This is a genomic window from Paenibacillus sp. WC2504, from assembly GCF_052682475.1.
In genome coordinates, this window is the sequence record NZ_JBQZFH010000001.1 from 4,240,057 (window position 1) to 4,266,590 (window position 26,534).

The window sequence follows — 26,534 nt, forward strand, 5'->3', positions numbered from 1 at the left end:
TTTAAAGTCCCGCAACAGCTTGGCTAACTAAGGAAGACAACAGCTCGGGATCGAAGGATTGCCCTTGCTTCAGCTTCAAGGTCTTTCTTTCCGGAGGACCTTCAAATAAACCATTCGGGAAGGTTAGCTCACTAGCATTAAAGATCGTGAAGCTTACTGTATCTTTGGACGAGGAGATGACAGCGGCGTATTTTCCATTTTTCAAAAAATGCGGTTTCTTATATTGCATGCGTTCATGCACGTCCGGAATCACCTCTTGAACAATTTGACGCAATTTTACAGACATCTCCCTCTGCCACGGTTCTTTCAACGCCTCAATAAAATCAGTTACTTCCGGATTCATGTTGTAATCGCTCCTTTGCAATTTTTGCAGATTTGATTTCTTCCACTCGTTTGATTAAAAGTTCTTTTTCACGTTCATTTCTTGTCATGGATGCTGCGCGATCAAATTCTTTGCTGGCCTCATCGTCCCGTCCTAACTTAACCAAGAGATCACCGCGAACACTTGGCAACAAATGGTATTCCTTTAAGAATGGCTCCGACTGCAGCTCGTCTACGATCTGTAACGCGAAAGCTGGACCAAACGCCATTGAAATAGCCACAGCCCGGTTTAACTCAACAATCGGCGATGGCGATACTCTCGAAAGCGCTTCGTAGAGCGCAGCAATTCGGACCCAATCCGTCTCAGCTGCTGTTCGCGCCTGTGCATGACAGGCCGAAATCGCTGCCTGAAGTGAATATGGACCAAGAGCCTTGCCTAGCTTCCTGCTCCTTTCTAGAGCCATCAAACCTCGGCGAATCAGCAAGTAATCCCAACGAGCTCGATTTTGATCCATGAGAAGCACGGGTTCTCCCTCTGGGGTAACCCGTGCTTTAAACCGGGAAGATTGAATCTCCATCAAGGCGACAAGTCCATGTACCTCAGGTTCCTCCGTTGCAATCTCAGCTAGAACACGTCCAAGCCTCAGTGCCTCCTGACATAATAAGGGACGGATCCAATGCTGCCCCGATGTTGCCGAGTATCCTTCATTGAACATGAGATAAATGACTTCAAGCACCGCAGTCAGACGGTCCTTGAGCTCCTCAGTCGGTACTTCAAAGGGAACCTTTCCCGTACTCAGTGTTTTCTTGGCCCGCACGATTCGTTGGGCAATCGTTGACTCGGCGACGAGAAAAGATCGCGCAATCTCTTCCGTCGTTAGCCCACATAACAGGCGGAGGGTCAGTGCAACTCTTGCTTCCTGCGATAAGCTGGGATGGCAAGTCATAAAGATCAAACGGAGGATGTCATCACCGATCTCTCCATCCCAGTGCTCACTTTGCTCATTTTCTTTAAATAATTCCATATGGTGTCCAATCTCCATATACTTTTGATCACGCAGTTTATTTCTACGCATATGATCAATTGCCCGCCGTTTGGCCGTCGTCATCAACCAAGCGCCCGGATTGTCTGGAATAGTGTGATCTGACCATCGGTCGAGAGCAATGACGAGAGCATCCTGGGCAAGATCCTCTGCGAGACTTACATCGCGCACCATTCGTGTTAATCCTGCGATAATTTTAGGCGATTCGATTCGCCATATGGTATCAAGGGTTCGATGAGTTTGGGACAAGTTCACGCTTTATACTGCTCCCGTATTTGCTCACGAAGGGCTGCGTCTTTCGCAATTGTTTCCGGATTATCCGCTAATTCCTCCATCTCAAACACCTGTCTAAGTTCAATTTCCCCTTGGCCAAAACCATGAGGATCCGGCATGCGCATCGCCCACTCGATGGCTTCTTCCCTGGACTTAACTTCAATTAATGTATATCCGGCGATCATTTCTTTGGCTTCAGTGAACGGCCCGTCAACAACTTTCGGTTTGCCCCCAGGTTCCGGGTAGGAAATCCGTATGGCGCTAGAGCTTGGCTGCAGACCATCCGCAGCGAGCAAAACACCTGCTCTCACTAATTCCTCATTATACTTTTGCATAGCGTCAAGTAGTTCTTGACTTGGCTTATTCCCTGCCTCTGAATCTGTTGTAGCTTTAACGATCATCATGAATCTCATAAATGTATCCCTCCGATTTTTGTTTTGGTTTTGCCAGCTGCATGACATCTATGAAAGAATTTTGCGCTCTATAAGGACGACGAATTAAAAACGGAAGAATCGACACGTTATATATTTTTTTATTTACTTATTTTGATAATAGATTCGCCTTGATTTACAGCTGTCTGAGCATTAAGCATGATCCTGTACAAGCGGTCACCCCATACCTCTCTCATGGCTTCGTCATCGAGAACAATTGTGTCTATTGAAACCGAAAATAGTTCTCCATTATATCGGATAGTTAACCTATGAAGGTTCACATCTTGCAGCGCAATGCAGCCTATCCCCTCGATCTGCGGAGCGTGTGGGGTCATTAACATTAGTGTAATATCGTCTGACATGCGCGTTAATTGAAAATAATCTTGAATTTCAATATACGGATTTGAGTCACGAATGAGTTTAATCGCACGCTTCCAGCTAGTGATTCCCGCAGATTCCGGGTAGGCTTTCGCTATGTTCATCGTGATCGAAGCCAATGTCTCGTCTTGGTGATAATGGACTTGATCAGCTTCATACTGTCTGCCAGCCAGTTGCTGAGCCCCATTCACAAGTGGCAGATTGTGATAAGCAGACTGCATCGTCCACAGGCTGTATCGCTCTGAAAAGAAAGATTTCGACGTATAGGAACCTACCCCGGGATCAATAATCATGGGAGAACCATCGCAATATACGATAAAATGTCCAATGTCATTGTGATTATGGCTCTCATCATTGTGTCCACCCTTAGCAGCGAGATACAGCCCCACGGACGAGCCTTCCTGCTCTCGCGCAACCATGACTTGAATACCGTCAAACCAAGTATCCCTCAGGTAAGGAGATTCACCGATATAGTGCTCCATTTCTGCGTAATGAAAGATAGCTGACAATTGACGAAACATGATTGAATAGTGTACGAAAGTTGATTCCTCATGCTTTTTCTTCAACTCAATAGCTCCAAGTCCAGACAGCCTAGTATCCTCAATTCTGCGCCCATATCGATACATGAGATCAGCAGGAATGTGAACTTTAGGCGAGCTATCCGCAAAGTTGGCATAAAAGCAGCCATCGATATACGCTTTGTAAATGTAACGACCCACGTTTTGAATCAGTGGCTCTTGAAAGACGTCCAACTTTCCATTCGTGGCTCCATAAAGCAGTTCCAGACCATCGAACAGCATGCCTCCAGCATAGATCCAATATTTCGGCCCTTCTTCACACCCGCCATCGGGATCGAGTCGTTGGATGTACATATCCAAACTGCGCATCGCTTTGACAACCGCTGCCTCACGACGCTGCTGGTCGTCTTCTAAGAGTAAAAATGCCATCAGGCAATTGGAGTTGCACCACGGATTCCAATTGTTCAGCATTTTCTCTTGATTGAATCCCATCCACCAGAAATCAGTACGTTGTAAGTATGGATCAAGAATCCGAGTTTTCACTTCAAGATGTATACGCTCACAAATCATCCTACTCATGGCATCCAGTTTATTTTTCAGCAGATAATACGTCCAAGCCAGCAGTGAAGCAGTTTCAGCAGCGAACAGTTCAATGATTCGGTCTGATACATCCGGAAGCGGATCCTGTCTCCTCATCATATAACCATGTCCGGGGATTCCCCAGAATGTTTCTTCACATATACACCAGATCCCGTTGACGATATCATCCATAAAGCGTCCATGGTTCTCGATACATTCAGCAATAACCAGAGAAGCAAGATCCTGTCTTCGTTCCAATAAAACCGTGTCATATCTGACGCGGTTCCCAGTTCTACTGAAGTCCATGTACTGTGTGGCAGTGATCGTTGGCCATGAATAATTGAGCCTGCTTTCGCCCTTATTTATCCAAAAACGTTTCAGATTCTGTGGAAGCTCACACCATTCTGATCGATCTTCACTAGTTGGAAAAGGCTTATAATTTTCCCTGGACAGCAAAACCTCTTTCACAATTTCAGCATCATAACAATCTGCTAACATCGATTTCATCCTCTACATTAGATGTACAGAACCATTAAATCCTCATCATAATAACGCCCGTTATACTTCAAAGCTTTACGTTCCACGCCATAAATTTCAAAACCTAAGGACTTGTACAGTTTCTTGGCAATAACGTTGTCAGATAGAACCATTAAATTGATTTGCTCCAATCCCTCATAACGACTAGCTCTTCCAATCAGCTCCAGCATTAGTTTTTTTCCTAAACCTTGCCCGCCTGCTTCCGGAGCGACATACATCCCATAGACATTTCCCTTATGACTGCTTTTCATGCCGCTCTCTCGAACAAAACTTACACTGCCAACCAGCGATCCGCTTTCATCAAAAGCGCCAAGAACGAATTTCCCATCCGCGGGTCTAACTCTCTCTACGAAGGTTTCGAACGTAAACTGTACTTCTCTTTCATAGGTCGAGCCAAAAGCCTCAGGACTGAGTTTCAAAGCTTTTAATCGTAATGCTTGATACAGCCTGGCATCGAAATCCTCCAAAACTCTTATCTTCATCATTCGATTCCTCCTGTCTTCTACTACTAATTACTTTAATTTACTATTCTTCATCACGTTATTAAACCCTTTTAAGATCTGACGGCAAAAAAACCTCTGAACACGGCACAATGGCCTTATCCAGAGGTTGATTAACCGAACCCTTATTGTTCGCGTTTAGGAGCTAACTCAATCGCTTGCTTAATCGCTTCTTTCAGACTTTGCTCGTCCGCAATGCCTTTGCCGGCAATATCGAACGCCGTACCGTGATCTACGCTGGTTCTAATGATCGGAAGACCAACCGTAATATTGACACCGGCTTCTAGGCCTAATACTTTGATCGGACCATGTCCTTGATCATGATACATGGCAACGACGATATCAAAATCCCCCCGCGTTGCGCGGAAAAATAGCGTATCCGCAGGTAGAGGTCCTACGACTTGAATGCCTTCTTCCTGCGCTTTCTTCACGGCTGGAACAACTTTTTCGTCTTCTTCGCCATAGCCAAAAAGTCCGTTCTCTCCCGCATGTGGATTGATCCCGCAGACGGCAATTTTAGGATGCGCATAGCCGGCTTTTTGCAAAGTTTCATGAGCCATTCGGATGACTTTATAGACACGATCCGGATTGATCATACGCACAGCATCTAGAATACCAACGTGTGTCGTGACATGAATGACTTTCAATTTAGGCGCGGAAAGCATCATGGAGAAATCCTCGGTGCCTGTCAAATCCGCCAAAATTTCGGTATGACCAGGGTAAATGTGTCCACCCTTATGAAGCGCTTCTTTATTTAGCGGAGCGGTACAAATAGCATCTATGGCTCCAGCGTTAGCCAGTTCAATCGCCTGTTTCAAATACATGAATGCAGCATGTCCGGCTTCCTTGGATACTTGACCTATCGGAAGATCGGCCGGCAATAAGTTTAGGTCATAACAGTCTACAGTTCCGTGCTCAAACTGCGCTTCTTCCACAGAAGCAATTCGGCGTACACGAAGACCAGTTTGAACGAACTGATCCGCTCTCTCCAATAATTTAGCATCACCAATGACAAAAGGACGGCAAGTTTGATAAATTTGAGCATCTTTCAGTGATTTCATGATAATTTCCGGGCCTACACCTGCTCCATCACCCATCGTGATGCCGATAATTGGTCTATTCATTGAAATGTTTCCCCCTTTAATGCTTTTTTAGCATTGGATAAGCTATGCTCTTTCCCGAAAGCTCCCGCTTTTGTAACCGCCCATACGGGTTGATTACGAACAAGGAGGCCTAACGGGATCCCTGGTTCAATTTCTTTTATCAGTTGTATAGAAGATACGCCCAAATGCTTACATACACCCTTAGCCGTATCTCCTCCTGTTAAAATAACCCCTTGTAGCTCGATACTCTCCATAATCTCGGAGGCAATCTCACCCAGAATATGCGAGATCTCGTTGGATACTTCCGTCGAATCTAATCCTCTTTGCAAACCTGCTGACTTCGTCAATCGAACTTGTTCAGGAGATGAACTTGCGCATAGAGAAACATCCAAACCGTTTCGTAATGCGGCCTGAAGCTCTTTTCCACAACGTTCAATCTCTGCCTTTAAACCTTCTTCGGAAGCAATCGCTTGTACCGTATTTAATTCTACGGCGATGACTTGCGGATCCCTGTTATAAGCGGCCACTTGCTCGCGAGTCACCTGTGAAATGCTTCCTGCGACTAACATTACAGGTTTTGTCCCGCCTGATACTTGCGGGGCAGAATCGTTTTTATGAACAGGAAGGGATAAAGCGTCAGGCAGGAAATCAGCCAATCCTGCTGAACCCGCCCATAGTACTTTATAGCTGGTTTGGGCAACCCATTCCGCAATATGCTGAACATCTTCTTCGGTTGCAGCATCAAAAACGATGAGTTCTGATTTTGCTTCAAGAAGTGATTGAATGTTCAGGTGCACCTGATCTTTTCCTGCATGTAGGATTTCTAAAGGAATAAGGCCGACTTTACGTTTGGATTGCGAAGCAAATAATTTCACTAAATCGGATTCTTTGACTGGGCATTTCGGGTCATTGGCGATTTCGGTTTCACTGACTGGAACGCCGTTCAGATAATGTACGCCCTGCAAAGTGGTACGGCCAATCTTAGGGAAAGCCGGGGTAACGACAGCAAAGTCGTAAGGAATGACATCCATTACAGCGTCGATTTCAACTCCCAGATTTCCACGAAGGGTAGAGTCCATTTTCTTATAAATATGTGGGAAAGACGCATGATCAATGTGAATTGCTGCTTCTTTCACTCTGGCATACGCGATCTCTTGTGCAACAGAACGGCTGTCGGTATCGATGACGATAGCCTCCATCGTCTGTTGTGATTTAGATACTTGCTCAGTATCGAAAAACACTTGCGTTTGCAGCCCTTTTCTTGCAAATTGTACACCTGAGTCGGAAGCTCCGGTCAAGTCATCTGCAATGATGGCAATTTGTTTCATGGTGCAGTTCCTCCCATGCAAATCTCGAACGATTTAATTGATTTGACTCTTAGCTCCAATTTTTTTGGCATACCAAGCCGTTACGATCGGTACAAGGATGGCTGTCACGATCACGCAAGAGGCTACCAATGCAGTTGCAGATGGTACGAGCGGAGCATATGCGGCATTCGCCGCGGCTACTGCGGCCGGTACACCTGCTGCATTTCCTGCCGTCGAAGCGGCCGATATACCGGCAATGCCGTTTCCGCCAATCAAACGGTCAATAAGTGTCAAAGTAAGACCCGTTACTGCGACGACGCCAATACCAAGCAATACGCCAAGGAAACCAGCTTTCCAAACCGTTTGAAGATTCAACCCTGCTCCCAAAGCAAAAGCAAAGAAAGGAACTAAGACAGGTACAGCTTTGGACAAAAACTCACGCATTTCTTTGTCTAGATTCCCTAAGATCATACCAACGATTAATGGCAAAATCGCACCAACGAATGTCTGCCATGGAAATGCGGCTAAACCTGCGATACCTAATGAAATCATGGTAAAGAATGGCCCCGATTCCAAGCTCATGACAGAGTAAGCGCCAACATCTTCTTTCTTGCCGAATTGCCCCATTAAAGCCATGTACAATCCGCCGTTTGTATCATTCATGGCCGCTACGATAGCTAATACCGAAATGCCGGCAAAAAAGCCCTCGCTTATCATGCCGTTGCCTAGAAACTTAGCCGCTATAAATCCTACAACGATTGCGGTTAAAATCTTAGTTCCAAGCAAGGTTCCACCCTTTTTCAAAATGTAAGGGGTTGCTTTAAAATTGATGGTTGACCCCATACAGACATAGAACACAGCTAAAATTGGCAAAGATCCTGTCATCAATGCGCCTGTGAAAGAACCAAATGTTTTCCCCATTGTAGGGAATAATGTTGTAATAATAGCCCCCAGAATGAGCGGAACAATCATCATCCCACCGGGAATCCGATCAATGGCTGCCTTAATTCTCATGATGTGCTTCCTCCTAAGAAGTTTTGTTGAGCCTGCAGTTGCAATTTGCAACACATATTAACTTTGTTGCTCATGTGATGATTATAAATCAGGAGTTCCACGATAACAACGGGGTTAATCGTTTAAATTTGCAACACATCTTTCAACTTTCTCCAAAGGGTGGATCGATTAATTCCTAGTCGTTTCGCGGCTTTCGATTGGTTCATCCCTTCTTTTTCTAGTATTTCCAAAAGAATACGCTGCTCAATTTCATCCCAAGTTCCTGATAAATTGATCATCGCCAGTTGACTGGTTGCTTCATTTTGCAACGATTCCTTGACCTTTTGCCAACCTTCTTTCGCTTCATTCGTGCCGATATAATGACCGTTCGTACAAGCAAGCATGCTCTCAAGGACGATCCTCAGTTGATGAATGTTTCCTGGCCATAGCTTGTGCATGAGATCTTCTTCCAGTACCTCCTGCCTGATGCCAACGATTTGTTTGCCGTGCCTCGAGTTATAATTCGCGATTAACACACGGGCGATCTCATCAATATCTTCCAATCTTTCGCGCAAAGGCGGCAGGCTGATATACATATCCATGAAGGCCAGGACAAAGGATGGCTCCATTTCTTCTTTTTTTAGCATTAGCTTAATCGGGTGAGACGTTGTGACAATGAGACGGACATTCGTACCTATTGTCATCGTTGAAAGCAATTTACGCTGCAGCCGCTGACTAACATGCTGGATATTATCCAGACAAATCGTTCCTACAGATTCTTTGAAAAGCAGCCCCGGATAGTCGTCCGTTCCGAGTAAAACAGCTTCCTGCTCCTCCTCCGATAATTGCTCACAAGGAATGATGTACAGCGCGTCCCCTGCGCTTTCGCTAGCGGAATGAATGGCTTGACAGAATAACTGCTTTCCGCTGCCCTCTTCTCCCGATATCCAAATGGGATTGCGCGTCTGCGCCATCGCTTTGGCACGTTTGATTGCTTGCAGAATGACGCTGCTGGAGCCCATCACCTGGGCAAAAGTAGCAATCCGATCCGTTATTTGGAAATTGTAAGTAGCAGTGGTGTTCAGTTGATTTTCTGAAGGATACAAATAAATGAAATAATGGTAGCTTAGACGATTTTGCTTGGAAGGCACGATGATTTCAATGCTTACCTGCCTTTTTTGAAACCATTTTGTTTGCTTATTTACGCCGCTTGTTGTTCCTTTGCCAGCTTCCTCCAAATAACGGCTCCATATCGGATCTATGCCGGCAAGATTCATTCCGCGTATGACAGCGCTGTTATAACCTAATAATGAGGCAGCTGCCTCATTGGCATAAAGAATGCCGCCGCTTTCGTTGACTGCCATGACGCCCGTCCGGTGGTGCTCCAGAATATGCTCAAATAAATGTTCGCTCTCCTGGGCTTTCCAGACGAGCTCATAGATTCGCTTCACCTCTTCAAGCGCTTCAAGCACAGACTCCCGTCCGCTGGTAATCAGGATGCCGTTATAGCCCATTTGTTCAGCTGTATTCACGGTGACAACGTCTCCAAGCACGATTTGGGCATCTTGTTCGAAAGCTTTTTGCAGCGCTTCAGGAACATCATCGGCCCGATCTACCGAATAGATAGGAATTTCATAATCGAGCAGGCTGGATACCTCCGCAACACCGCGGCAAATATTAGGAAAACCAATGATGGCTACCTTGCTATTCGAATTTTTCACCAATGTGAGCACTCTCAAAATATCGTATCCAGAGACTGGAATATCGACCACAGGCGTTGTTACATGACTTTTAATAAGTGTTGAGGTTCCCCCACGGCTCAAAATGATATCATATTTTCCCTTGGCAGCTTGGACGATAGGAAGAGCATTATGAAGATCCGCAACTTCGATATCAATCTTTATCCGCGGATCCTCTTTTGCGATATTCTCTATTAAACCCTTTAGACCGGGGTATGGAGCGATTGCCAGTACTTTGATTTGCATTTGAAATGAGACCCCTTTATAAAAAATGTGATTTCATGTGTTGCACATTACAACAAATATGTATCATTATAAGCTTTTTTGTTTTATTATTGCCAATTATCCAAGTGATTACTTGATTATGCAACAATATATTCGGCGGCTGTATCGTTCTAACCAATGAAATAGCCAGCTTCACATAGACCATAATCATGTGAAGCTGGCTATTTGTTTACATAATATATATTATGTCTCTAATAATTATATCCACTTACTCGACAACTCGAACACGGCTCCCATCCAAAAGCGGTTCCGTAGTAATCAGATCACAAATATGGAGAGTAGTTTAAATGGTTTCAAATTTGACAGGTCTCATAAATAACTTCATAATCTGTTCTTGCGCATCTTGAGCTTTCCAAAGAACAGCGTTCACAGCCTGACAAATGGGCAATTCCACATCATACTTGGCTGACAAATGAAGCAAGGCTTTCACTGTAGCTGCTCCTTCGGCTAATTTCTCAAAGGGCTCTTGTTTGACAAAAGCTTCTCCAAATCGCCGATTATGACTATGTTTGGAAAACACCGTCGCCTCATAATCACCGAGATGACCCAATCCATATACAGTCAACTCATTCCCGCCCATGGCCTTGACTAGCCGGGCTATCTCTTTCGTCCCCCTAGCCATTAATGCACCTTTCAAGCTTGAATAGCCTAATCCGTCCAAGATGCCTGCCGCAATGCCGATCACATTTTTCGCAGCCGCACCAATCTCATTTCCTAATACATCTTCCCCATAATAAAAGCGGATCGTTTCGCTTCCCAAGCTATCAACGATTAACTTCGTAACTTGACTGTCGTCCGAATCAATCACCATACAGTTCGGAATGTCCTGCACGAAGTCTTGCACATGACCTGGGCCGACCCAGATGGCAACATGGACAGGCTGCTGAATTTCTTGCTTAATAACACTTGTTAGCCTTTCCCCGGAATTTTCCTCAAGACCTTTCATACACAGAACAAATGTCTTGTCTGAAAGGTTCAACGAATTAAGCTGCTTGGCAAACCCTCTAAGTTCTTGAGCGCTAATCGCAATAAAGATAAGTTCAGCAAATGCAGCGGCTTCTTCCAAGCTATTCGTCAACTGAATAGGTTGTGGTAACAGTAAATAATCATTTGTTCTCGTCTGCAACAGCTTCTGATAATTGCGGGAAGCCTCTCTTCCCCATAATGTAACATCATGTCCTTGTTGATTAGCATACCAAGACAAAAAAGATCCCCATCTTCCGCAGCCTAATACAGTCACTTTCATTACATAGCACTTCCTTTACGTCAATCTGAGGCCTGAGTACTCTCTATGCATCTCTATTAGCATTATTCGCGAAAAAAGTTGACGATCCTCTCGATGCCCATGAAAATAATACATCCGCCGGAGGGGCGGATGTGAAGTTTGACTATTTTTTTGGCAACCACAAACGATTTGACGTGCGGCCTCCCAGAAGGGGTCTGCCAACTTGTTTTTTTCCAGGCATGCCTGTAGGAATTTTTCTCAGTGATGAAATGCCTCTAGATGGCAAGGCTACAGGACCAGTAGATTTGCTCGCGCTACGAATTGCGGTTAATGTGAGTGTGAAATTGGCAACAAGCAAACCGAGCCTAATTCCCCTAAAACCGACAGTTCGGCAGGTGGAACAACCTGTGTCCCAGCACCAGCGATACGGTGTCGAAGGAACCTGTGTGAAGAATTGCCCTGCCCAGCGGCGTCCGAACGCATCTTCAGCGTAATAATAAAACGTTTGCCCGCCAACGAACCCACTCCACACTTGTCTCGTTTGCCCAGGGTCCACTCTGTACCAGCCGGTTTTGACAAAGGTCGTTGGTCGACAGAGTAAATTAAAGTATCCGAAGGAAATAAAGAGAGTAGCATCCGTGCCGTTTCGGAAACTGAAACCCATCGTTCGTCACTTCCCATCCAATTATAGTAATCTTACAGTTTATACTATGAGATTACTGAAATTCAGAAAGGGACAACCGTTGGCTCTCCTAAAATATTAGTTAGTGCTGGATCGCTAACTTCGCTTTCCATTTTGTTCCGCGACAAGACTCTTAAAATTGTCTAGTTTATAATTCATTTTCTCAAGCGCTATACTCATTTCAGACATTTGCATCTCTATGTCTTCTTTGTGTTTACGAAGAACTTGATAGCAACCTTCATAGTCTTGATCGATATAGAACTGAATATAGTGGTCGATTTCTTTTAACGGCATATGGGTTCGCTTCAGATGTGTAATGAAAATGAATCGTTCCAGGTCGCCGCTCGTATATTCCCGCTGTCCATTGCTTTTACGATTAGGTGAGGGCAAGACCCCGATTTTCTCATAATAACGTATCGTATCTATGCTCAGGCCCGTCTTCTCAGACAGCTCTGAGATCGAAAGTGTAAGCTCCATACCAAGCCTCCTTTGTAGCAATCTTATCGCCTGGAGTATACTCCATGTCAACCGGAATGGCCGCCTATAAAGCAATAAAGGCCGCTATTTAGCGACCATTCACTGTTTCATGCTGCATTTCGTACTCCATATCTTTTTTGATTTTATCCGGCATTTGGTCCGGCTTAGCGCCAAACCACTTCGTATACATCGATTCGTAAGTTCCGTCTTTGCTAACAGCCTCGATGCCTTTGTTCACTTTGCCGATATATTTATTACGTTTCTTCCCAACGACGGCGTATCGCTCTTTGTTAAACGTTTCTCCAACCATTTTCACTTGTCCTTGCGCTTTGTCCTGCAGAAAATCATGGGCGTTACGCTCATCAAAAATGGCGGCATCCACCGTATTGTTTTTTAATTCGTTGTAGACATCAGCGACATTGGAATAGCTCCGTATTTTTGCTCCTTGAATTTCACCTGCATAGTTAAACGCAGTCGATCCGTTCTTGGTTGCCACCACTTTCTGAGCTAAATCCTCCTTGCTTTTAATGACACCATTGTCGGTAGATGTCAAGACGACCAGCCCTGTTTGAAAATAAGGACTGGAGTAATCAAAATTGTTCTTGCGGGCATTGCTGACCGTCATCCCGGCAATCGCCAGATCTACCGAGCCGGATTTGACGCTCTTGATGAGTTCTCCATGCTCCATGGGAACGAGTTCATACTTAATATCCGCTTTTTTCGCAATTGCTTGCCACAAATCGACCTCGAAGCCCTTCTTATCCCCGTTTTCCATATACGTGAACGGACGGAAGTTTTGCTCAATGCCGACTTTGACCGTTTCCTGTTTCCCGCACCCTGAGGCAGCAAGCATAACCAACAGGACGGCTAACAGAACGATGCCTCGCTTGCTTCGATTTCCAACCATAGCTTGGATACCCTCCTTCTCATAACAACGGTATTATTTGTTAATCGATGAGAGGTTATACTTGGTTATTTACATAGAACTAACGATATGTCGGTGCGATTACTCCCCTATCAGCCTCTAACTTTTCCAGCTCTGTGCCATTCTTCAAATCAATTCTCTCATTTCCTTTTACATTTACAGGCCACTCATGCCCATCATAAGAAACGATCCCTTCTACCGTTCGAACGCTCATCCCGATGAAAAATTTCAGCTTTCCTTCTCGATCCGTCACGGCTCTTAGTCCATTCGGAAATTGCAGGAGCAACTTCCCATCCCGATAAACAATCGATTGCTCCAACGTATTCACCAGTTCAAAAATAACGCCGTCTACTGAGCGACTATAGGCCGTAGCCTCAGCGATTTCTTCTCCGTGGTCGACGGCGTACGGAAGCAGCCCTGTAAACCAAAGTTCACTTTCCGGTCTAGGCATAATCCCACAAAGCCGTTCAACATAATCCAATACGCACAAAATGGCCGGTGAGTAGGTTTGCGTAAAACCCTCTTCGCCTGTCCACGGACTAAGCGCTTGAGAGAAACGCGTCATTTTATTGAAGGCCGCCATGATGGGATACAACACATACGTTAGCTCAACGAATCGGCCGTGATGTTCAAAGGCATGCGGCGCGCGGATCAGGCTGAGAAAATTGGAAGGCCCTGCCCAACTGTTATACGATGAAAAAGGATCAAATCGAGGATCATCCATCGCGATTGAGGTAAAGGGATACTTGGCAAAGAACTTGCGCGTATTGAGCAGATATTTCCGCAGCGCTTGATCGAAAAATGCTTGATCCCCAACTTCGCAAGCTAACACACGCAGAAGGATATCCGATTGAACGCGGACCAGCTCGTCATTTTTATCCCGATCATAGAAGAACTGATCCGCCTCATCAAAGCAGTATTGGAATAAACGATTTAAGCTCGTAGCTGCTTTCTCCCGCCAAAACTCACCGCTTTCCCCTAACTCTTCCGCCATTTTCGCCAAATAAAGGCGCTGACAATACACATTTGCCGTTAAATCCGGTGCAAGGAAAGGCAGAATCGGAGAATCCGGGTTGTACACGCGCGGATCATTCCTATGCGGTGTGTCCGGTACATGCCAGAAGCGCGGCGACAAGTCATGTCCCGTATCGAACGTACAGAACGCTTCCACGGCACCTGTACCGCGCGTATCGCGATAAGTAGCAAGCCACTCGTCATAGCGCTGCATGGCCGTGTACATTTTACGCAGAAATGTCTGATCCTTCCCATTTAGTTGATAATGATTCCACACACTTCGCGCAAGCGGTGTCACCAGTTGAATTTGCCTATACGATGGGCCAGTCTCGGTCAACTTATACGGAATTAAACCATCTTCGCGCTGGTTGTCAGCGAACATTTCATAGGTCGTTTGCGACACGGACGGTAGGAATCGTGAAAGCAGCTCGGCATTAATGGTTCCGGTGCTTTCCAACCAACAACCCAAATAGATGCCGCCTTCATGTAAAATTGGCTTGTCGCCCAGAGTTGGCACCACGCAATCCAACAGTTTACGCAGCGCCTCGTAGTAGACGCTCTCAAATTTATCGGAGGAGGCGGCAAATTTAACGCCATGCTGTACCCATTCTTTCACGACTTGAACATCGGAAGCTTTTTTCAGCTCACCGATCTTTTCCTCCGTTTGAATCCCACGCAGCTTCATAAGCATATCTTCTCTCATCTGTTTCAGCCTCTCTTCTTATCTCATTTAAAAGTTCCAGCATGCTCATGAGTAGATAAGAAAAAGACTGCCAGTGGCAGTCTTTTCTCCCGCAAGCGGATTTCTTATTTGTTATTGTTGAAAATTTTGACTGTACCGGTATAGAAATCGGCCACGCCTTTTTTCACATCTTTTTTGCCAAACCCGATTTCCTGTACGGTTGTTTCAATTAATTTCGTATACTCCGTGTTGCCAGGAGGGTTGTAGCTCACAGCGAACGGTTCTTTGTTCGTTGCTGCAGAGACACGGCTCGTATAATCATAGATGACTTGATCAACGGGATTCGCATCCTTCTTCAACAGCTCACGCATTTTGGATGTAACAGGAACACCGCGGTCATTGCCCAAAATTTTCGCTGCATCCGGATCGTTAATCCAGTAATTCATGAGCATCGCCACTTCTTTCGGATGCTTCGTTTTGGCATAACCGGACAAGCCTTGGCTGGATTCGAATACGACTCCGGTACCTTTCGGTCCGCGAGGTAGTTGGACTAATTCCAGCTTATCGGGAATCAAGTTTTGATGAGCGCCAAGCTGATTGGAAGCTAGCAGACTCATCGCCACTTTGCCGGTAACAACAAGTGATTTGCTCGTATCCGACGGAGGGTTTGACACTTGCAGCGCCGGTGTAACAACGCCGCCAGCTTTGGTCATGGAATCCCATAAGCCGAACCACTCTTCCGCGTCCTGCTGCTCAAAGCCAAGCTTCGCGTTATCCATGTCGTAAAGCATCTTGCCTCTCTGCTTCAAGTAGATATCCATGCCATCGACAGTGAAATTGTAGGTGCCGAATACATCCTTGCCCAACTTATCCGAAATTTCCTTGCTGGTTTTTCCAAATTCTTCCCACGTCCAACCGTCTTTTGGAACGGGGATTCCAGCTTTTTTGAACAACTCCGTATTGACAACAATCCCCCTTGCATTCGCTCCCGCAGAGACATGTAGTAGCTTGCCTTTGAATGTCCCGTACTGAATCATGGATTTATCCATATCACTAAGGTCAAGTTCCTTGCCTACATAAGGGTCCATCTCCAACAAAACGTTTTTATTGGCATAATCAACGACGTTCCCGCCAAGGAAAAATGCATCGGGCGCTGTTCCGGAAGCGAGTTGCGTGTTGAGCTTATCGAAATAACCGGAGCTTGGCGCGAACTCACCAACAATTTTGATATTCGGATTTTTCTCTTCGAACTTGCGCAGCGCTTCATTCGTGCGATCTGCCCGTTTTTGATCGCCCCACCACATCAGCCTTAGCTCAACCGGCTCTGTTTTCGCAGCTCCGCTTGCCGTACTTGCCGCTGGAGCGCTTGTTGTGCCGCTGCTTGTACCTGTGCCTGTTCCTGAGGAGCAAGCCGTTGTCACGGCCATCAACATGGCCAACGTTGTCATGATCAACTGTTTTTTCATAGATAATTCCCCCTGCTTTTCATGTTATGATCGTTGATACCCTGATCGTAAAGCATTTTTAATGGACATAGAATGTCATTTCTTCGGGTGTTGACTACTCAATTTTTCGGGTTATTTCAAACCCGTAGTCGCAATGCCTTCCAAGAAATATTTCTGGAAAGATAGGAAAATCGTCATGATCGGTACCAGTGAAAGCACAGACATCGCCAGCAGCGCACCCCAATCTGATTCCCCGGAAGGATCAAACAAAGAGCGGATCCCAAGTTGAACAGTGAACAATTTGATGTTGTTCAAATAAATCATTTGCGAGAAGAAGTCGTCCCACGTCCAGATAAAGGTGAAAATGGCAGTTGTAATTAATGCCGGCACCAGCAGCGGCATCATAATCCGAAAATAGATTTGACCTTGTCCACATCCGTCAATCGTTGCACTCTCATCCAGCTCTTTCGGAATACCTCGGATGAACTGCACCATAAGCAGGATGAAGAAAGAATCATGAGCCAGCCATTTGGGTACGATCAGCGGCAGGTACGTGTTAATCCACTCAAATTTGTTATAAATAATGTACTGCGGGACTAAAGTGACATGGTAAGGCAGCATGATCGTCACCAGCATAAGACTGAACCAAAGCTTTTTGAATCTGAATTCCAAACGGGCAAAAGCATAAGCAGCGAATGAGCACGTAATGATGTTTCCAAGAACTGAAAGTACCGAAATTTGCGCGGAATTCAGGAAAAACCGGCCGAACGTCGTTCCCTGCAGCCCTTTCCAGCCGTTAATATAATTATCGAATGTAAATGTTGATGGCCAAAGGCTTGTATTTGAGAATATGAGCTGATTCGGTTTAAACGACGCGCTGAGCAGCCACAAGACGGGATACAGCATCAGCAAGCCAAAAGCGATAATCAACAAATGTTTAAGTAATTTTGTATAGTTCCTGTTCACAGTCATTGCATCATCCCCTTTCATCCTTGCCATCGCCGTAAAATACCCAATACTTTGAGGTCAGGAACACAACGGCCGTTAATACGCCAATCACAACTACCATGATCCACGCAAGCGCAGACGCATACCCCATATCGAAGAACGCAAATCCTTTTAAATACAGATACAGTGTATAAAATAGGGTTGAGTTAACCGGGCCTCCACGCCCGTCACCGATCACATAACCAGGTGTAAACACCTGGAAAGAGTTAATAATGCTCATGACGAGGTTAAAAAAGATAACTGGCGACAACAGCGGCAGTGTGATCTGAAAAAACTGCCTGATCTTTCCTGCACCATCCACTTGCGAGGCTTCATACAGATCTGCAGGCACTTGCTTCAGTCCTGCCAAAAAGATAACCATCGCAGATCCAAACTGCCACACCGACAGAGTAATGATCGTGGATAAGATATAATCCGGATGTGCTACCCAAGCCGGCCCCTCTATGCCAAACAAGCTCAAAAATTGGTTGAACAATCCATCTCCATCGAATATTTTACGCCATACGATGGCAATCGCAACGCTTCCCCCAAGCAGAGAAGGGATATAGTAGACGGTGCGGTAAACGCCTAGCGCTCGAATTCCTTTATTCAGCGCCATTGCCACCAATAAGGCAAATATCAATCGAAGAGGCACGGACAGCAAGGCATATTGGAACGTTAGTCCCATCGAATGCAGAAAGGAGTCGTCTTCCTTAAAGATTTGTACATAATTGTCCAGTCCTAGCCACCTGGGCCTGTTCAGTAAATTGAATTTCGTGAACGACAGATACAGCGAACCCACCATTGGTCCTAAGGTTAAACAGAAGAATCCGACCAGCCATGGCAATAAAAATAAATAAGCCGTACGATTTTGCCTCGAAAGGGCGGATTTTCGTAGAGATGACATGAGCGCCCTCCTCCTTCGTGATCGTTTCGGGTGGCGATGTGCCCCCATTAGGATCATCATAAGGATTTACGGCGCTCCTTTGAATGCTATTTCTTCGGTACTTGATTATCAAATTTTTCAGGTGATTTGAGGCGCACTCGATAATCGGATGGCGAAATCCCGTACATCCGCTTAAATTTCGAACTAAAATAACTCGCATTCGAAAAGCCCGTCAGCTCTGCAATATCCCACAGACTGAGCATCGTCTCCTCTAGCAGCTGTACAGCTTTCCCCATCCGCACATCCGTAATGTATTGAATAAACGTTTTGCCGACTTTGGCTTTGAACATCTCGGAGAAATAGGAGGAATTATAATTAAAACGTTCGGCTAACATGGTTAAATTCAGATCATACATATAATTGTCTTGAATAAATTGCTTGGCAGCCTGAATCATGGAATGATCGGCATCCAGAGAGTCTTTTTCCGGCCCTCCCATGATTTTCACAGCCAGTTTATTCAGAAATTGCTGAGCCTTGGCTGCCGTATCAAAACCCCATACCTGCTCAGGACGAAGCCACAGTTGTTCACTGCTCTCTAAGGCAATGCCGGCCGTAAAGGCCATCGTATCCAGCATCAGATATAACTGAAAAATAAGTTTCACAAAGCGAGCTTGCGAAGCGGTAAAAGAGGCACTCAGCTCTTTGTAAACCGCTTGCTCAAACGCGACCAAATCGCCTCGCGTCACATAGCGCTGCAGCACCTTCGTCGTTTCCTCCGAAAGAACGACCTCCATGGCGCCATGCTGCTGAATGACATTCGAACCATGATTCCCTTTCAAATTCCAAGCCAATAATGCAGATAAATAACCATCCTTCCATTGTCTTAGGCCAGTCACCGCCTGACCTATACCAATCGCAGGCTCGAATCCCAAATGATCGGTTACGGCTTGACGTAAGTTTTGAACGAAAGTTCCCAATTCTCCTTCCTCAGTGGCGGTAACGAAATGCATCAATCCCGCATAATTCGCATCGCGAAACACATGATACAGACCCTTTGAATTGTCTGCCGCTTCTCTGCAGAGCATTTCGAAAGGCAATCGCAATTTGTCAGGTGAACGTTCCTGCTGCATCGTGTGGCGCTCTATTAAACCTGCAGTAACGAAACGCACTTGTCGGCTTTCCCATGCATCCAGTTGAAACCACTTGGCTCTTTCCCGCAGTACGGACTCCCGTTCCACCTCTTCTTTGACAAGATGAACAAGAAAATGTTCTTTCATTTCCTTGTAATATTGCGAGAGCCGCCACTGCATCATGGCTTGTTGGTCACGTTCATTCCTTAATCCATCCAGCTCCTGAATAATTTTGACCAGCGTTTCAGTTAGTTCATCTTGGGTCACAGGCTTGAGCAAATAATTCCTTGCTTGATTGCGAATCGCCGCTTTGGCATAATGAAAATCCTCATAACCTGTAATAACAATCAACCGCAAGGCGGGATACTGTTCGTAGCAAGCTTCCAAAAAGGACACTCCGTTCATGACGGGCATATTCATATCCGTGATGACCACATCAGCAGGATGCTGTGTCAGCCACTCCATGGCTTCAGCTCCGTTGCCTGCCTCACCTGCAATGTTCAAGCCTAAGCGTTCCCAGTCAACCTTAAGCTTCAAGCCAAGGCGGATTTCCGGTTCATCATCGACAATAAGCACTTTATACATCTAGGCTCCCTCCTTGAATAGGTAAACTCAGTGAGATACTTGTGCCTGCCAACTCACCCGGCGTAATTTCGAACTCGAACAAATTGCCGTAGTAGAGTTGGCATCTGGCCAAAACATTGCGCAAACCGATTTGCTCCGACCTTGTTTTCAAAATATGGTCAAAATGAGAAGTCAAAGACTCAGCGCGCAGCTGCTGGTATAGGTCCAACGATATTCCCGTGCCGTTATCAGCAACGGTGAGAATTAAGCGCTGATCTTCACGTTGTACTCTAACAACTACTTTCGCTTCAGCCTGCTCTTTAAAGCTGTATTTTACAGCGTTTTCAATCAGCGGTTGCAAAATAAACTTAGGAATAACACATTGACGAAGCGACTCCTCTTCTTCCATTGAGAGATGCAGTCTATCGGCAAAACGAATTTGTAAAATGGAAGCATAATGGCGGACATATTTCAGTTCCTCTTCAAGTGGCGTTAAATCGTTGCTGATTTTCAAGGAAAAACGCATCATTTTCCCCAACGCTTCTATGACCTTCACGGTATCCTGTGTACGATGCTGCATAGCCAAACTGCTTAATAATTCGAGCGTATTAAATAAAAAATGCGGATTAATTTGCATCAGCAAAGCTTTATATTCCGCCTGCTGCTTCAACAGCTTTAGCTCAAATTCCGTTTTGATATGATACCGGAGCCGACTGACCATGTTTCGAAACGTTGCCGTGACATAACTGACTTCATTGCGCACCTTTTCGCCCTCAGGGATTCGATTCTCAGCGCCGTCAAAATCGCCCATCTGAACATAACGCATGCCGGATGCCAGCCGTGAGAGCGGTTTCGAAATACCATGCGAAAGCCAAATTGCCGCAATAATTGCCCCTACCAGCAGCAAGGAACCGAAGATCAGGAGACTTGTGCGCAGCTTGTACAACTTGCCGTACAAATCAACTTCAGGGACAATGCCAACCAACAGCCAATTGTTAAGCTTCAGCTTTTTATAAACCATAATATCCTTAGCGCCAGCTTCATTCTCCAGATAAATAACACCGTTCTGCTGCGTGCTGTTGCGAATTGTTTCCATTTGTTTGGCAGCCTCGGGGTGAGAGTCGTATTCGTGCTGTCCGAGAACGGATTCCCCTTGACCATCCAGCAGGAAAATCGTACCTTTTTCACCTAAATGAATCCGACTTAAAGGCTCAAGGAAAAATTGAGAGCTGACATTAATCTTCATCATATTTCTGGATTGCAAGGGCTCGAATGTGCCGATTGGGAGCAATAAACTGAGTACGTCAAACGTTTTCGAACGATTCAGTTCAATCGGATCTTTATGAGCAGACACCCATTGAATGCCTCTCGTTTTAAAACGATCGTACCAAGCTTCCTTCTTGAACGACGAATCGTTCATCATTTGATTGTCCGCCGTGATCCACAAGCCCTCCTGCCGATACACCGTCACCGACGAAACAATCGAATAATTATTAGTGGTTTGGGTTAGAAACTGGCTGAGATTAATGTTTGCCAGCATTTTTTCACCTGCCGGCAATGCAGGATCTGACAGGGTATTGTCCCAGTTTTTCACCGTCGAACTGTTAAAAACAATGGATGAAACATCGTAGATCTGAACCAACGCCATGTTGACGAATGACCCGTATTCGTCCATTTTTTCGAAAGCGGACGATTCGATATAGGACCGTATAATGGATCGTGACTCCGTAAAAAACAAGTACGACATCGTCCCGAACGAGACGAACAACAAGACGACGAAAAAAACGATCAATCGGTTTTTTAGCGAGTAGAACATGTACGGCCCCCTCTAGCTCGTTGTGGCATCTATAATTACATTCCATATAACGCCTTCGGGCAGCTTTTTGTCAACTGCTAAAAACATTGTAAATAAAAAAAATGCCACATTGACTGCGGCATTTCATCCCTTTATTTGCTGACTTTATTCCTCTTCACCCACTTCAACTTCTCCATTTAACTGATCCGCATATGCTCGAATTAAATCATATTCATGATTGGTTTCGGCGTTTTCCGCCTGTTCATCCGCTTGAAATTGCATCCACATCTCATTTTCAATCTGCATGCTGCCAACCCCTTCGTGTTGTTGCAATTAGAATTTCCTATCCGGGAATTGTTATCCTTTCACCATAGAAAGTTTTCCTTCTACTGGCTGCATCACGACACGTATACTAGAAAGTAAGAACTCTGAAAGGAGATATGGCTAATGATTGTAGCAGAACAAATTTACCGGTCGTATGGAATGGATAAAGACCAATTTATCACCTTTATGAAAGAACGAAGTTTGCATACAGCTATTCAATCGCTTGGCATCGACTTCGTGGAATTGGCGCCTGATCGAGTTGTCATGTCCATGCCGGTCGGACCTAGCACCCATCAGCCTGCCGGTATCCTGCATGGCGGAGCCTCGGTTCTATTGGCGGAAACAGCCGCTTCCATTGCCTCAGAGATTAATATCGTCGATAAAGAAAAGTATGCGGCGGTTGGGTTAGAAATTAATGCGAATCACCTTAAAAGCAAACGAGATGGCATTGTAACAGCAGTTGCCACACCTATACACAAAGGCCGGAAAACGATGGTTTGGGATATTCGCATCTCCGATGAGAAGAGTCAACTGATTTGTATTTCACGCTGTACCGTCGCAATTATAGATAAAAAATGACGAAAACAGCCCAGACAATGTGTCTAGGGCTGTTTATACATCGTTATGTAAGCTTACTCCTCTGCATAAATCATTTTAACCGTCATACCGCCGTCGATGGTTAGATTCTGACCCGTAATGAAACCGGCTTTCTCATCGGCCAGGTAGAGACAAGCAGCGGCAATATCTTCTGGTTTGCCTACTCTGCCTACCGGATGTTGTTTTTTATCCACTTCGGAATGAACAATGCTGCCTTCGACAGCCGGATAGTGCCAATCCCGAACCTCAATCCATCCGGGTGAAATGGCGTTGACACGAATGCCATATTCGCCCAAGCTTATAGCCATCGCATGCGTCAGTGCTGAGATGCCGCCTTTTGAAGCCGAGTAGGCCTCTGTGTTAGGCTCTGACATATACGCCCGTGTTGACGAGATATTGATGATGGCGCCGCCTTGCCCTTTCGCCTTCATCACACGTGCCGCGGCTTGCGAACATAGGAAAGCTCCGCCTAAATTCACGGAGATGACCCGTAAGAACTGTTCACTCGTGAGATCAAACACGTCCGCGTTATGCATAATCCCTGCATTATTAACAAGAACGTCAATCCCGCCTAAGTCAGAGACCGTGCGCTCCATCCACTGCCTAACTTCGTCTTCCTTCGAAACATCAACCTTCGTGAAAACGACATGTTCTGTATAGGAATCCAAGAGTTTTACCGTCTCCAAACCGGCATCTTCATGAATATCCGCTATGGAAACACTGAACCCTGCTTGAGCAAAGGCAAGAGCGATCGCACGTCCAATGCCATGCCCACCACCTGTGATTGCTGCTACTTTTCGCATAATCGTCACCTCATCTATTTATTTTTCATTATTTTACTATAACGGATTTGATCAAACATGTGTAATCGCCTATGCAATGGAATTGCAAGAGAAGGAAGTAGAGCATGTCACATGGAATTACTTCCTTGACCAATTAAATCCTTCATCTGGAGTGCTGCTCAAATATGACAAGCTATATGACTGATTATAAAACGTTTACTGCCCGAGATGGCGCTAAACTGCCTTACCGGCATTTCAAAGGACCTTCCGATATTGTGCTCATTTTTTTGCATGGCATTACAGAACCCAGCCTCTATTTACGTGAGTTTGGTACATACATGTCCGAACAACATTTGGCAACTGTCCTCTTACCCGATTTACGCGGTTATGGAGAAAATCCGCTTCGCCGAGGCGACATCGATTATATCGGACAGCTGGACGATGACATCGAAGATTTAATTCACCACATCCAAAGTTGTTATCCGGATGCAACTATCATCTTTGGCGGTCATTCTGCAGGTGGAGCTACGGCTCTGAGGCAAACAATTCGCCCGATTCACGCGAATATTCATGCCTATTTGCTTATTTCTTCTGCTCTTAGTCCCAATTCTCCACTTGCTCGCAAAGACGGCAACAATAATGAATCTACAGTAAGCATTCCGAAATATACGTTGTTGATGGGACTCAATGCAATTGGCATTACCAAGTTTAACCATACCGTTGTTTATCGACGACTCACGCCTCAGGATAAACTGCATGGCACTGAAACTTGCCAGCTAAGCTATCGATTGGCTGTATCCCGCATGTTAGATAATCAATATGAGAACTATTTGCGCCAATTAAACGCGTCTACTTTCGTCCTCGTTGGTGAAGAAGATGAAGTCTTTAATGCCCACGCCTATGAACCTTTGTACAACAAATATACACCTGCCAAAGTCCGCGTTCTAGTTGGCCATAACCATGACAGGATCGTGAAATCGGAAGAAGCTCTATCTATTGTAGGCGAGTGGCTGCAAGCCGTTCGAGCTAATAAAGCTTGATTTTAAAAACTAGCACATATAAAAATGACTTGAAGTTCCCCGTAGGAATTCAAGTCATTTCGATTTATATTGCCTGCCTGTTAGTTATAAGTTATTTTCAAACCCAATTCAGCCGCACGGTTAAGCGCCCCTTCAGAGAATTTAGGTTTCTTATATCTTTGTTCAAATTCTTCTTTGTCTAACGGGATCCATTTAAAATCTTTATTCTGATAGATCCACGTCTTCGTTCCCCAATCCACGTGGATGGTCCGGTTCGTTACTTTTTTGATGACGCCAATTTCAATGATAAAACCCGTTTTGCCAAATAACTTGGCACAATATTTGTTCAGCATTTCGCTCACGATGACACCCCATTTCTCTATACCTCGCTCTATTCTCTTATAAAATGCTTGTTAATGCAACCATGGCAAGTCCCTCTTAACACAAAAAAGGCACCAACCTTGGTGCCTAACTTGCTTCAAGCCTTACGCTAAAATTGAATTGGATCGGAGAGATTGAAGGATTGCAGATGCAATTTCAACCGAAGTATCCTGGTGTTGATACTCTTCGCCGAATGAAGTGCGAAATAGCTGATTGATGGCTTGGCTAAAGCTGTGCGCATCTAAATCTGAAACTTGTTTCGTTATATAAATTGTTAGCGTTCGCGCTTCACCTTCATATTCGTCTTCAAGACCATGCATGTCCAGCAGTCCGATAGGATCCCATGCATCCAGGTGTTGTTTGACGATCTCCATAATGGGTGAGGGATCATAGGGTAGAGAATTCAAATACGCATTTTCTTTGACAATCTCTTTTCTAATACTCCACATCATATAATTCATTTTTGTTTGCTCAGATACCGCTCTAAACTTCAATGGTTAAGCCTCCTTTATTGGACGCTCTCTTGATTCTCTGTCATCAACTTGTCAGACTTTGTCATCCGTTTGGCAGATCGTTCAATTATCGCCCCATTGAAGTTTAGCATTTTCCCCGTCCCTTGAGCAATACATGCCATCGGATGTTCCGCTAGATACACAGGTACACCTAATTCTTGTTGTAGACGCTTGTCCAGTCCTTCCAGTAAAGCGCCGCCACCGCAAAGCAGAATGCCTTGCTCCATAACGTCGCCAGCGAGCTCTGGAGGGCATTTCTCCATGGCAAGCCGTATGCACTCCACAATTGAAATCATAAAATCATCAAAAATCTCATAAATCTCCGTCGAAGAGATCGTAATGCTACGTGGCAAACCTTCCATCAAGTCACGCCCCCGAATGTCCATCGTGATTTCCTTCACAGGTTTCACGACCGTTGCGACGTTCTTCTTGATTTCCTCTGCCGTTCGCTCACCAATAACCATATTGTAGGCACGTTTCACATATTCAATAATATCCTGATCAATCGACATGCCTCCACGGCGAATTGCCTCACTTACAACAATGCCGCCAAGTGAGATAATCGCAACTTGGCTCGTTCCTCCGCCAATATCAAGGACCATGCTGCCTATGGGTTCTTCGACAGGAAGTCCTGCTCCCATCGCTGCGGCCAGCGGCTCTTCTACCGTTGTTGACCGCCTCGCTCCTTTATGAACGATCATCTCTTCAACGGCCCGCTTTTGCACATTCGTAATACCGCATGGCACGGAAATCAAAACGTGAAAGCTCCGGAACCAATTGTATCCTTTTCTAATTTTGCCAATAAAATATTTAAGCATCGCTAAGGTCATATCAAAATTAGCAATGACGCCATCTTTTAACGGATAAATGACTTCCACATTAGCTGGAGTTCTCCCAATCATATCATAGGCTTCTTGGCCAATAGCTTTGATTTCCCCTGTATCTGTTTGAATGGCGACTACGGACGGCTCTTGCAGAACAATACCTTTTTTTTGCTGGTAAATTAGCGTATTACAGGTGCCCAAATCTACACCAAACAGTTCTTCCAATCTCTTTAACATGACTCGCTCCTTCTCGCTGTTTATTAGACGATGCCCCTA

The 26,534-nt window shown here is 45.2% G+C and carries 26 protein-coding genes; 2 read left to right on the forward strand and 24 right to left on the reverse strand.

The genetic code is table 11. The annotated features are described in order from the left end of the window. Position 1 precedes the first annotated feature (1 nt). The 20 genes from ACUN27_RS19085 to ACUN27_RS19180 all read right to left on the reverse strand — a co-directional run bounded on the left by ACUN27_RS19085 (position 2) and on the right by ACUN27_RS19180 (position 22,125). Positions 2–343: a DUF1801 domain-containing protein gene (locus tag ACUN27_RS19085; protein ID WP_315950229.1), complete on the reverse strand. Its 342-nt coding sequence runs from the start codon at positions 341–343 to the stop codon at positions 2–4. Further along, entirely contained in the window at positions 324–1,619 is a 1,296-nt protein-coding gene (locus ACUN27_RS19090) for an RNA polymerase sigma factor (protein ID WP_445559426.1), read from the reverse strand. The genes ACUN27_RS19085 and ACUN27_RS19090 overlap by 20 nt, the downstream gene beginning before the upstream one ends. Next, on the reverse strand, positions 1,616–2,050 hold the full coding sequence (locus tag ACUN27_RS19095; RefSeq protein WP_445559427.1) for a YciI family protein: 435 nt from the start codon (positions 2,048–2,050) through the stop codon (positions 1,616–1,618). The genes ACUN27_RS19090 and ACUN27_RS19095 overlap by 4 nt, the downstream gene beginning before the upstream one ends. A 119-nt stretch (positions 2,051–2,169) precedes the next feature. After that, positions 2,170–4,041 (reverse strand): heparinase II/III domain-containing protein, encoded by a 1,872-nt coding sequence (locus ACUN27_RS19100; protein ID WP_445559428.1) that lies wholly within the window; start codon positions 4,039–4,041, stop codon positions 2,170–2,172. Between the two features lie 17 nt (positions 4,042–4,058). Then, positions 4,059–4,565, reverse strand: a complete 507-nt coding sequence (locus ACUN27_RS19105; RefSeq protein WP_445559429.1) for a GNAT family N-acetyltransferase — start codon at positions 4,563–4,565, stop codon at positions 4,059–4,061. Positions 4,566–4,705: 140 nt separating this feature from the next. Further along, on the reverse strand, positions 4,706–5,704 hold the full coding sequence (gene pdxA, locus ACUN27_RS19110; RefSeq protein ID WP_326061410.1) for a 4-hydroxythreonine-4-phosphate dehydrogenase PdxA: 999 nt from the start codon (positions 5,702–5,704) through the stop codon (positions 4,706–4,708). Then, the gene (locus ACUN27_RS19115) at positions 5,701–7,011 is read right to left on the reverse strand and encodes a four-carbon acid sugar kinase family protein (protein WP_315950223.1); all 1,311 of its coding nucleotides are present in this window, start codon (positions 7,009–7,011) and stop codon (positions 5,701–5,703) included. The genes pdxA and ACUN27_RS19115 overlap by 4 nt, the downstream gene beginning before the upstream one ends. Before the next feature lie 33 nt (positions 7,012–7,044). Further along, positions 7,045–8,004 (reverse strand): 2-keto-3-deoxygluconate permease, encoded by a 960-nt coding sequence (locus tag ACUN27_RS19120; protein ID WP_127457205.1) that lies wholly within the window; start codon positions 8,002–8,004, stop codon positions 7,045–7,047. Between the two features lie 122 nt (positions 8,005–8,126). Further along, complete coding sequence (locus tag ACUN27_RS19125) at positions 8,127–9,968, reverse strand: PrpR N-terminal domain-containing protein (RefSeq protein ID WP_445559430.1); 1,842 nt, start codon at positions 9,966–9,968, stop codon at positions 8,127–8,129. A 322-nt stretch (positions 9,969–10,290) separates the two neighbouring features. Next, the gene (locus tag ACUN27_RS19130) at positions 10,291–11,253 is read right to left on the reverse strand and encodes an NAD(P)H-dependent glycerol-3-phosphate dehydrogenase (protein WP_315950221.1); all 963 of its coding nucleotides are present in this window, start codon (positions 11,251–11,253) and stop codon (positions 10,291–10,293) included. 142 nt (positions 11,254–11,395) lie between these two features. Next, entirely contained in the window at positions 11,396–11,896 is a 501-nt protein-coding gene (locus tag ACUN27_RS19135) for a DUF1036 domain-containing protein (protein WP_315950220.1), read from the reverse strand. Positions 11,897–12,010: 114 nt separating this feature from the next. Further along, positions 12,011–12,391, reverse strand: a complete 381-nt coding sequence (locus ACUN27_RS19140; protein WP_445559431.1) for a MerR family transcriptional regulator — start codon at positions 12,389–12,391, stop codon at positions 12,011–12,013. Between the two features lie 88 nt (positions 12,392–12,479). After that, positions 12,480–13,298: a transporter substrate-binding domain-containing protein gene (locus ACUN27_RS19145; RefSeq protein WP_315950218.1), complete on the reverse strand. Its 819-nt coding sequence runs from the start codon at positions 13,296–13,298 to the stop codon at positions 12,480–12,482. A 79-nt stretch (positions 13,299–13,377) separates the two neighbouring features. Then, positions 13,378–15,033, reverse strand: a complete 1,656-nt coding sequence (locus ACUN27_RS19150) for an MGH1-like glycoside hydrolase domain-containing protein (protein ID WP_315950217.1) — start codon at positions 15,031–15,033, stop codon at positions 13,378–13,380. A gap of 104 nt (positions 15,034–15,137) precedes the next feature. Continuing rightward, a complete protein-coding gene (locus ACUN27_RS19155) occupies positions 15,138–16,478 on the reverse strand; it encodes an ABC transporter substrate-binding protein (protein ID WP_326061415.1) in 1,341 nt (446 codons plus the stop codon). A 111-nt stretch (positions 16,479–16,589) separates the two neighbouring features. After that, a complete protein-coding gene (locus ACUN27_RS19160; RefSeq protein ID WP_315950214.1) occupies positions 16,590–17,429 on the reverse strand; it encodes a carbohydrate ABC transporter permease in 840 nt (279 codons plus the stop codon). A gap of 4 nt (positions 17,430–17,433) precedes the next feature. Continuing rightward, positions 17,434–18,351 carry a carbohydrate ABC transporter permease gene (locus ACUN27_RS19165; RefSeq protein WP_315950212.1) on the reverse strand — a complete coding sequence of 306 codons (918 nt, stop codon included), beginning with the start codon at positions 18,349–18,351 and terminating at the stop codon, positions 17,434–17,436. A gap of 86 nt (positions 18,352–18,437) precedes the next feature. Beyond that, a complete protein-coding gene (locus ACUN27_RS19170; RefSeq protein WP_315950211.1) occupies positions 18,438–20,045 on the reverse strand; it encodes a response regulator in 1,608 nt (535 codons plus the stop codon). Next, complete coding sequence (locus ACUN27_RS19175) at positions 20,038–21,840, reverse strand: sensor histidine kinase (protein WP_315950209.1); 1,803 nt, start codon at positions 21,838–21,840, stop codon at positions 20,038–20,040. Before ACUN27_RS19175 ends, ACUN27_RS19170 begins: the two co-directional genes overlap by 8 nt. Positions 21,841–21,984: 144 nt before the next feature. Then, positions 21,985–22,125: a hypothetical protein gene (locus ACUN27_RS19180; protein ID WP_326061418.1), complete on the reverse strand. Its 141-nt coding sequence runs from the start codon at positions 22,123–22,125 to the stop codon at positions 21,985–21,987. Positions 22,126–22,329: 204 nt separating this feature from the next. On the opposite strand from ACUN27_RS19180, the gene ACUN27_RS19185 reads away from it, so the two are divergent. Continuing rightward, positions 22,330–22,722 carry a PaaI family thioesterase gene (locus ACUN27_RS19185; protein ID WP_315950415.1) on the forward strand — a complete coding sequence of 131 codons (393 nt, stop codon included), beginning with the start codon at positions 22,330–22,332 and terminating at the stop codon, positions 22,720–22,722. Positions 22,723–22,775: 53 nt separating this feature from the next. Here the strand turns inward: ACUN27_RS19185 and ACUN27_RS19190 are convergent, their stop codons facing one another. Continuing rightward, positions 22,776–23,543, reverse strand: coding sequence for a glucose 1-dehydrogenase (locus ACUN27_RS19190; RefSeq protein ID WP_445559432.1), 768 nt, complete (start codon positions 23,541–23,543; stop codon positions 22,776–22,778). A gap of 176 nt (positions 23,544–23,719) precedes the next feature. On the opposite strand from ACUN27_RS19190, the gene ACUN27_RS19195 reads away from it, so the two are divergent. Further along, complete coding sequence (locus ACUN27_RS19195; protein ID WP_445559433.1) at positions 23,720–24,562, forward strand: alpha/beta hydrolase; 843 nt, start codon at positions 23,720–23,722, stop codon at positions 24,560–24,562. An 80-nt stretch (positions 24,563–24,642) separates the two neighbouring features. Here the strand turns inward: ACUN27_RS19195 and ACUN27_RS19200 are convergent, their stop codons facing one another. The 3 genes from ACUN27_RS19200 to ACUN27_RS19210 form a co-directional block, all read right to left on the reverse strand. Beyond that, positions 24,643–24,903, reverse strand: coding sequence for a hypothetical protein (locus ACUN27_RS19200; protein ID WP_315950203.1), 261 nt, complete (start codon positions 24,901–24,903; stop codon positions 24,643–24,645). 123 nt (positions 24,904–25,026) lie between these two features. Continuing rightward, positions 25,027–25,416, reverse strand: a complete 390-nt coding sequence (locus tag ACUN27_RS19205) for a hypothetical protein (protein ID WP_315950201.1) — start codon at positions 25,414–25,416, stop codon at positions 25,027–25,029. A 14-nt stretch (positions 25,417–25,430) separates the two neighbouring features. Then, positions 25,431–26,495, reverse strand: coding sequence for a rod shape-determining protein (locus ACUN27_RS19210; RefSeq protein WP_315950199.1), 1,065 nt, complete (start codon positions 26,493–26,495; stop codon positions 25,431–25,433). Positions 26,496–26,534: the final 39 nt, after the last annotated feature.

Excerpts from the sequence above, each read along its gene's own strand:
- ACUN27_RS19115 (WP_315950223.1), bottom strand. The coding sequence starts at position 7,011 with ATGAAACAAATTGCCATCATTGCAGATGACTTGACCGGAGCTTCCGAC.
- pdxA (WP_326061410.1), bottom strand. The coding sequence starts at position 5,704 with ATGAATAGACCAATTATCGGCATCACGATGGGTGATGGAGCAGGTGTA.
- ACUN27_RS19165 (WP_315950212.1), bottom strand. The coding sequence starts at position 18,351 with ATGTCATCTCTACGAAAATCCGCCCTTTCGAGGCAAAATCGTACGGCT.
- ACUN27_RS19095 (WP_445559427.1), bottom strand. The coding sequence starts at position 2,050 with ATGAGATTCATGATGATCGTTAAAGCTACAACAGATTCAGAGGCAGGG.
- ACUN27_RS19175 (WP_315950209.1), bottom strand. The coding sequence starts at position 21,840 with ATGTTCTACTCGCTAAAAAACCGATTGATCGTTTTTTTCGTCGTCTTG.
- ACUN27_RS19105 (WP_445559429.1), bottom strand. The coding sequence starts at position 4,565 with ATGATGAAGATAAGAGTTTTGGAGGATTTCGATGCCAGGCTGTATCAA.
- ACUN27_RS19180 (WP_326061418.1), bottom strand. The coding sequence starts at position 22,125 with ATGCAGATTGAAAATGAGATGTGGATGCAATTTCAAGCGGATGAACAG.
- ACUN27_RS19195 (WP_445559433.1), top strand. The coding sequence starts at position 23,720 with ATGACTGATTATAAAACGTTTACTGCCCGAGATGGCGCTAAACTGCCT.
- ACUN27_RS19160 (WP_315950214.1), bottom strand. The coding sequence starts at position 17,429 with ATGACTGTGAACAGGAACTATACAAAATTACTTAAACATTTGTTGATT.
- ACUN27_RS19170 (WP_315950211.1), bottom strand. The coding sequence starts at position 20,045 with ATGTATAAAGTGCTTATTGTCGATGATGAACCGGAAATCCGCCTTGGC.
- ACUN27_RS19185 (WP_315950415.1), top strand. The coding sequence starts at position 22,330 with ATGAAAGAACGAAGTTTGCATACAGCTATTCAATCGCTTGGCATCGAC.
- ACUN27_RS19125 (WP_445559430.1), bottom strand. The coding sequence starts at position 9,968 with ATGCAAATCAAAGTACTGGCAATCGCTCCATACCCCGGTCTAAAGGGT.
- ACUN27_RS19130 (WP_315950221.1), bottom strand. The coding sequence starts at position 11,253 with ATGAAAGTGACTGTATTAGGCTGCGGAAGATGGGGATCTTTTTTGTCT.
- ACUN27_RS19190 (WP_445559432.1), bottom strand. The coding sequence starts at position 23,543 with ATGCGAAAAGTAGCAGCAATCACAGGTGGTGGGCATGGCATTGGACGT.
- ACUN27_RS19120 (WP_127457205.1), bottom strand. The coding sequence starts at position 8,004 with ATGAGAATTAAGGCAGCCATTGATCGGATTCCCGGTGGGATGATGATT.
- ACUN27_RS19135 (WP_315950220.1), bottom strand. The coding sequence starts at position 11,896 with ATGGGTTTCAGTTTCCGAAACGGCACGGATGCTACTCTCTTTATTTCC.
- ACUN27_RS19145 (WP_315950218.1), bottom strand. The coding sequence starts at position 13,298 with ATGGTTGGAAATCGAAGCAAGCGAGGCATCGTTCTGTTAGCCGTCCTG.
- ACUN27_RS19085 (WP_315950229.1), bottom strand. The coding sequence starts at position 343 with ATGAATCCGGAAGTAACTGATTTTATTGAGGCGTTGAAAGAACCGTGG.
- ACUN27_RS19100 (WP_445559428.1), bottom strand. The coding sequence starts at position 4,041 with ATGTTAGCAGATTGTTATGATGCTGAAATTGTGAAAGAGGTTTTGCTG.
- ACUN27_RS19155 (WP_326061415.1), bottom strand. The coding sequence starts at position 16,478 with ATGAAAAAACAGTTGATCATGACAACGTTGGCCATGTTGATGGCCGTG.
- ACUN27_RS19210 (WP_315950199.1), bottom strand. The coding sequence starts at position 26,495 with ATGTTAAAGAGATTGGAAGAACTGTTTGGTGTAGATTTGGGCACCTGT.
- ACUN27_RS19150 (WP_315950217.1), bottom strand. The coding sequence starts at position 15,033 with ATGAGAGAAGATATGCTTATGAAGCTGCGTGGGATTCAAACGGAGGAA.
- ACUN27_RS19140 (WP_445559431.1), bottom strand. The coding sequence starts at position 12,391 with ATGGAGCTTACACTTTCGATCTCAGAGCTGTCTGAGAAGACGGGCCTG.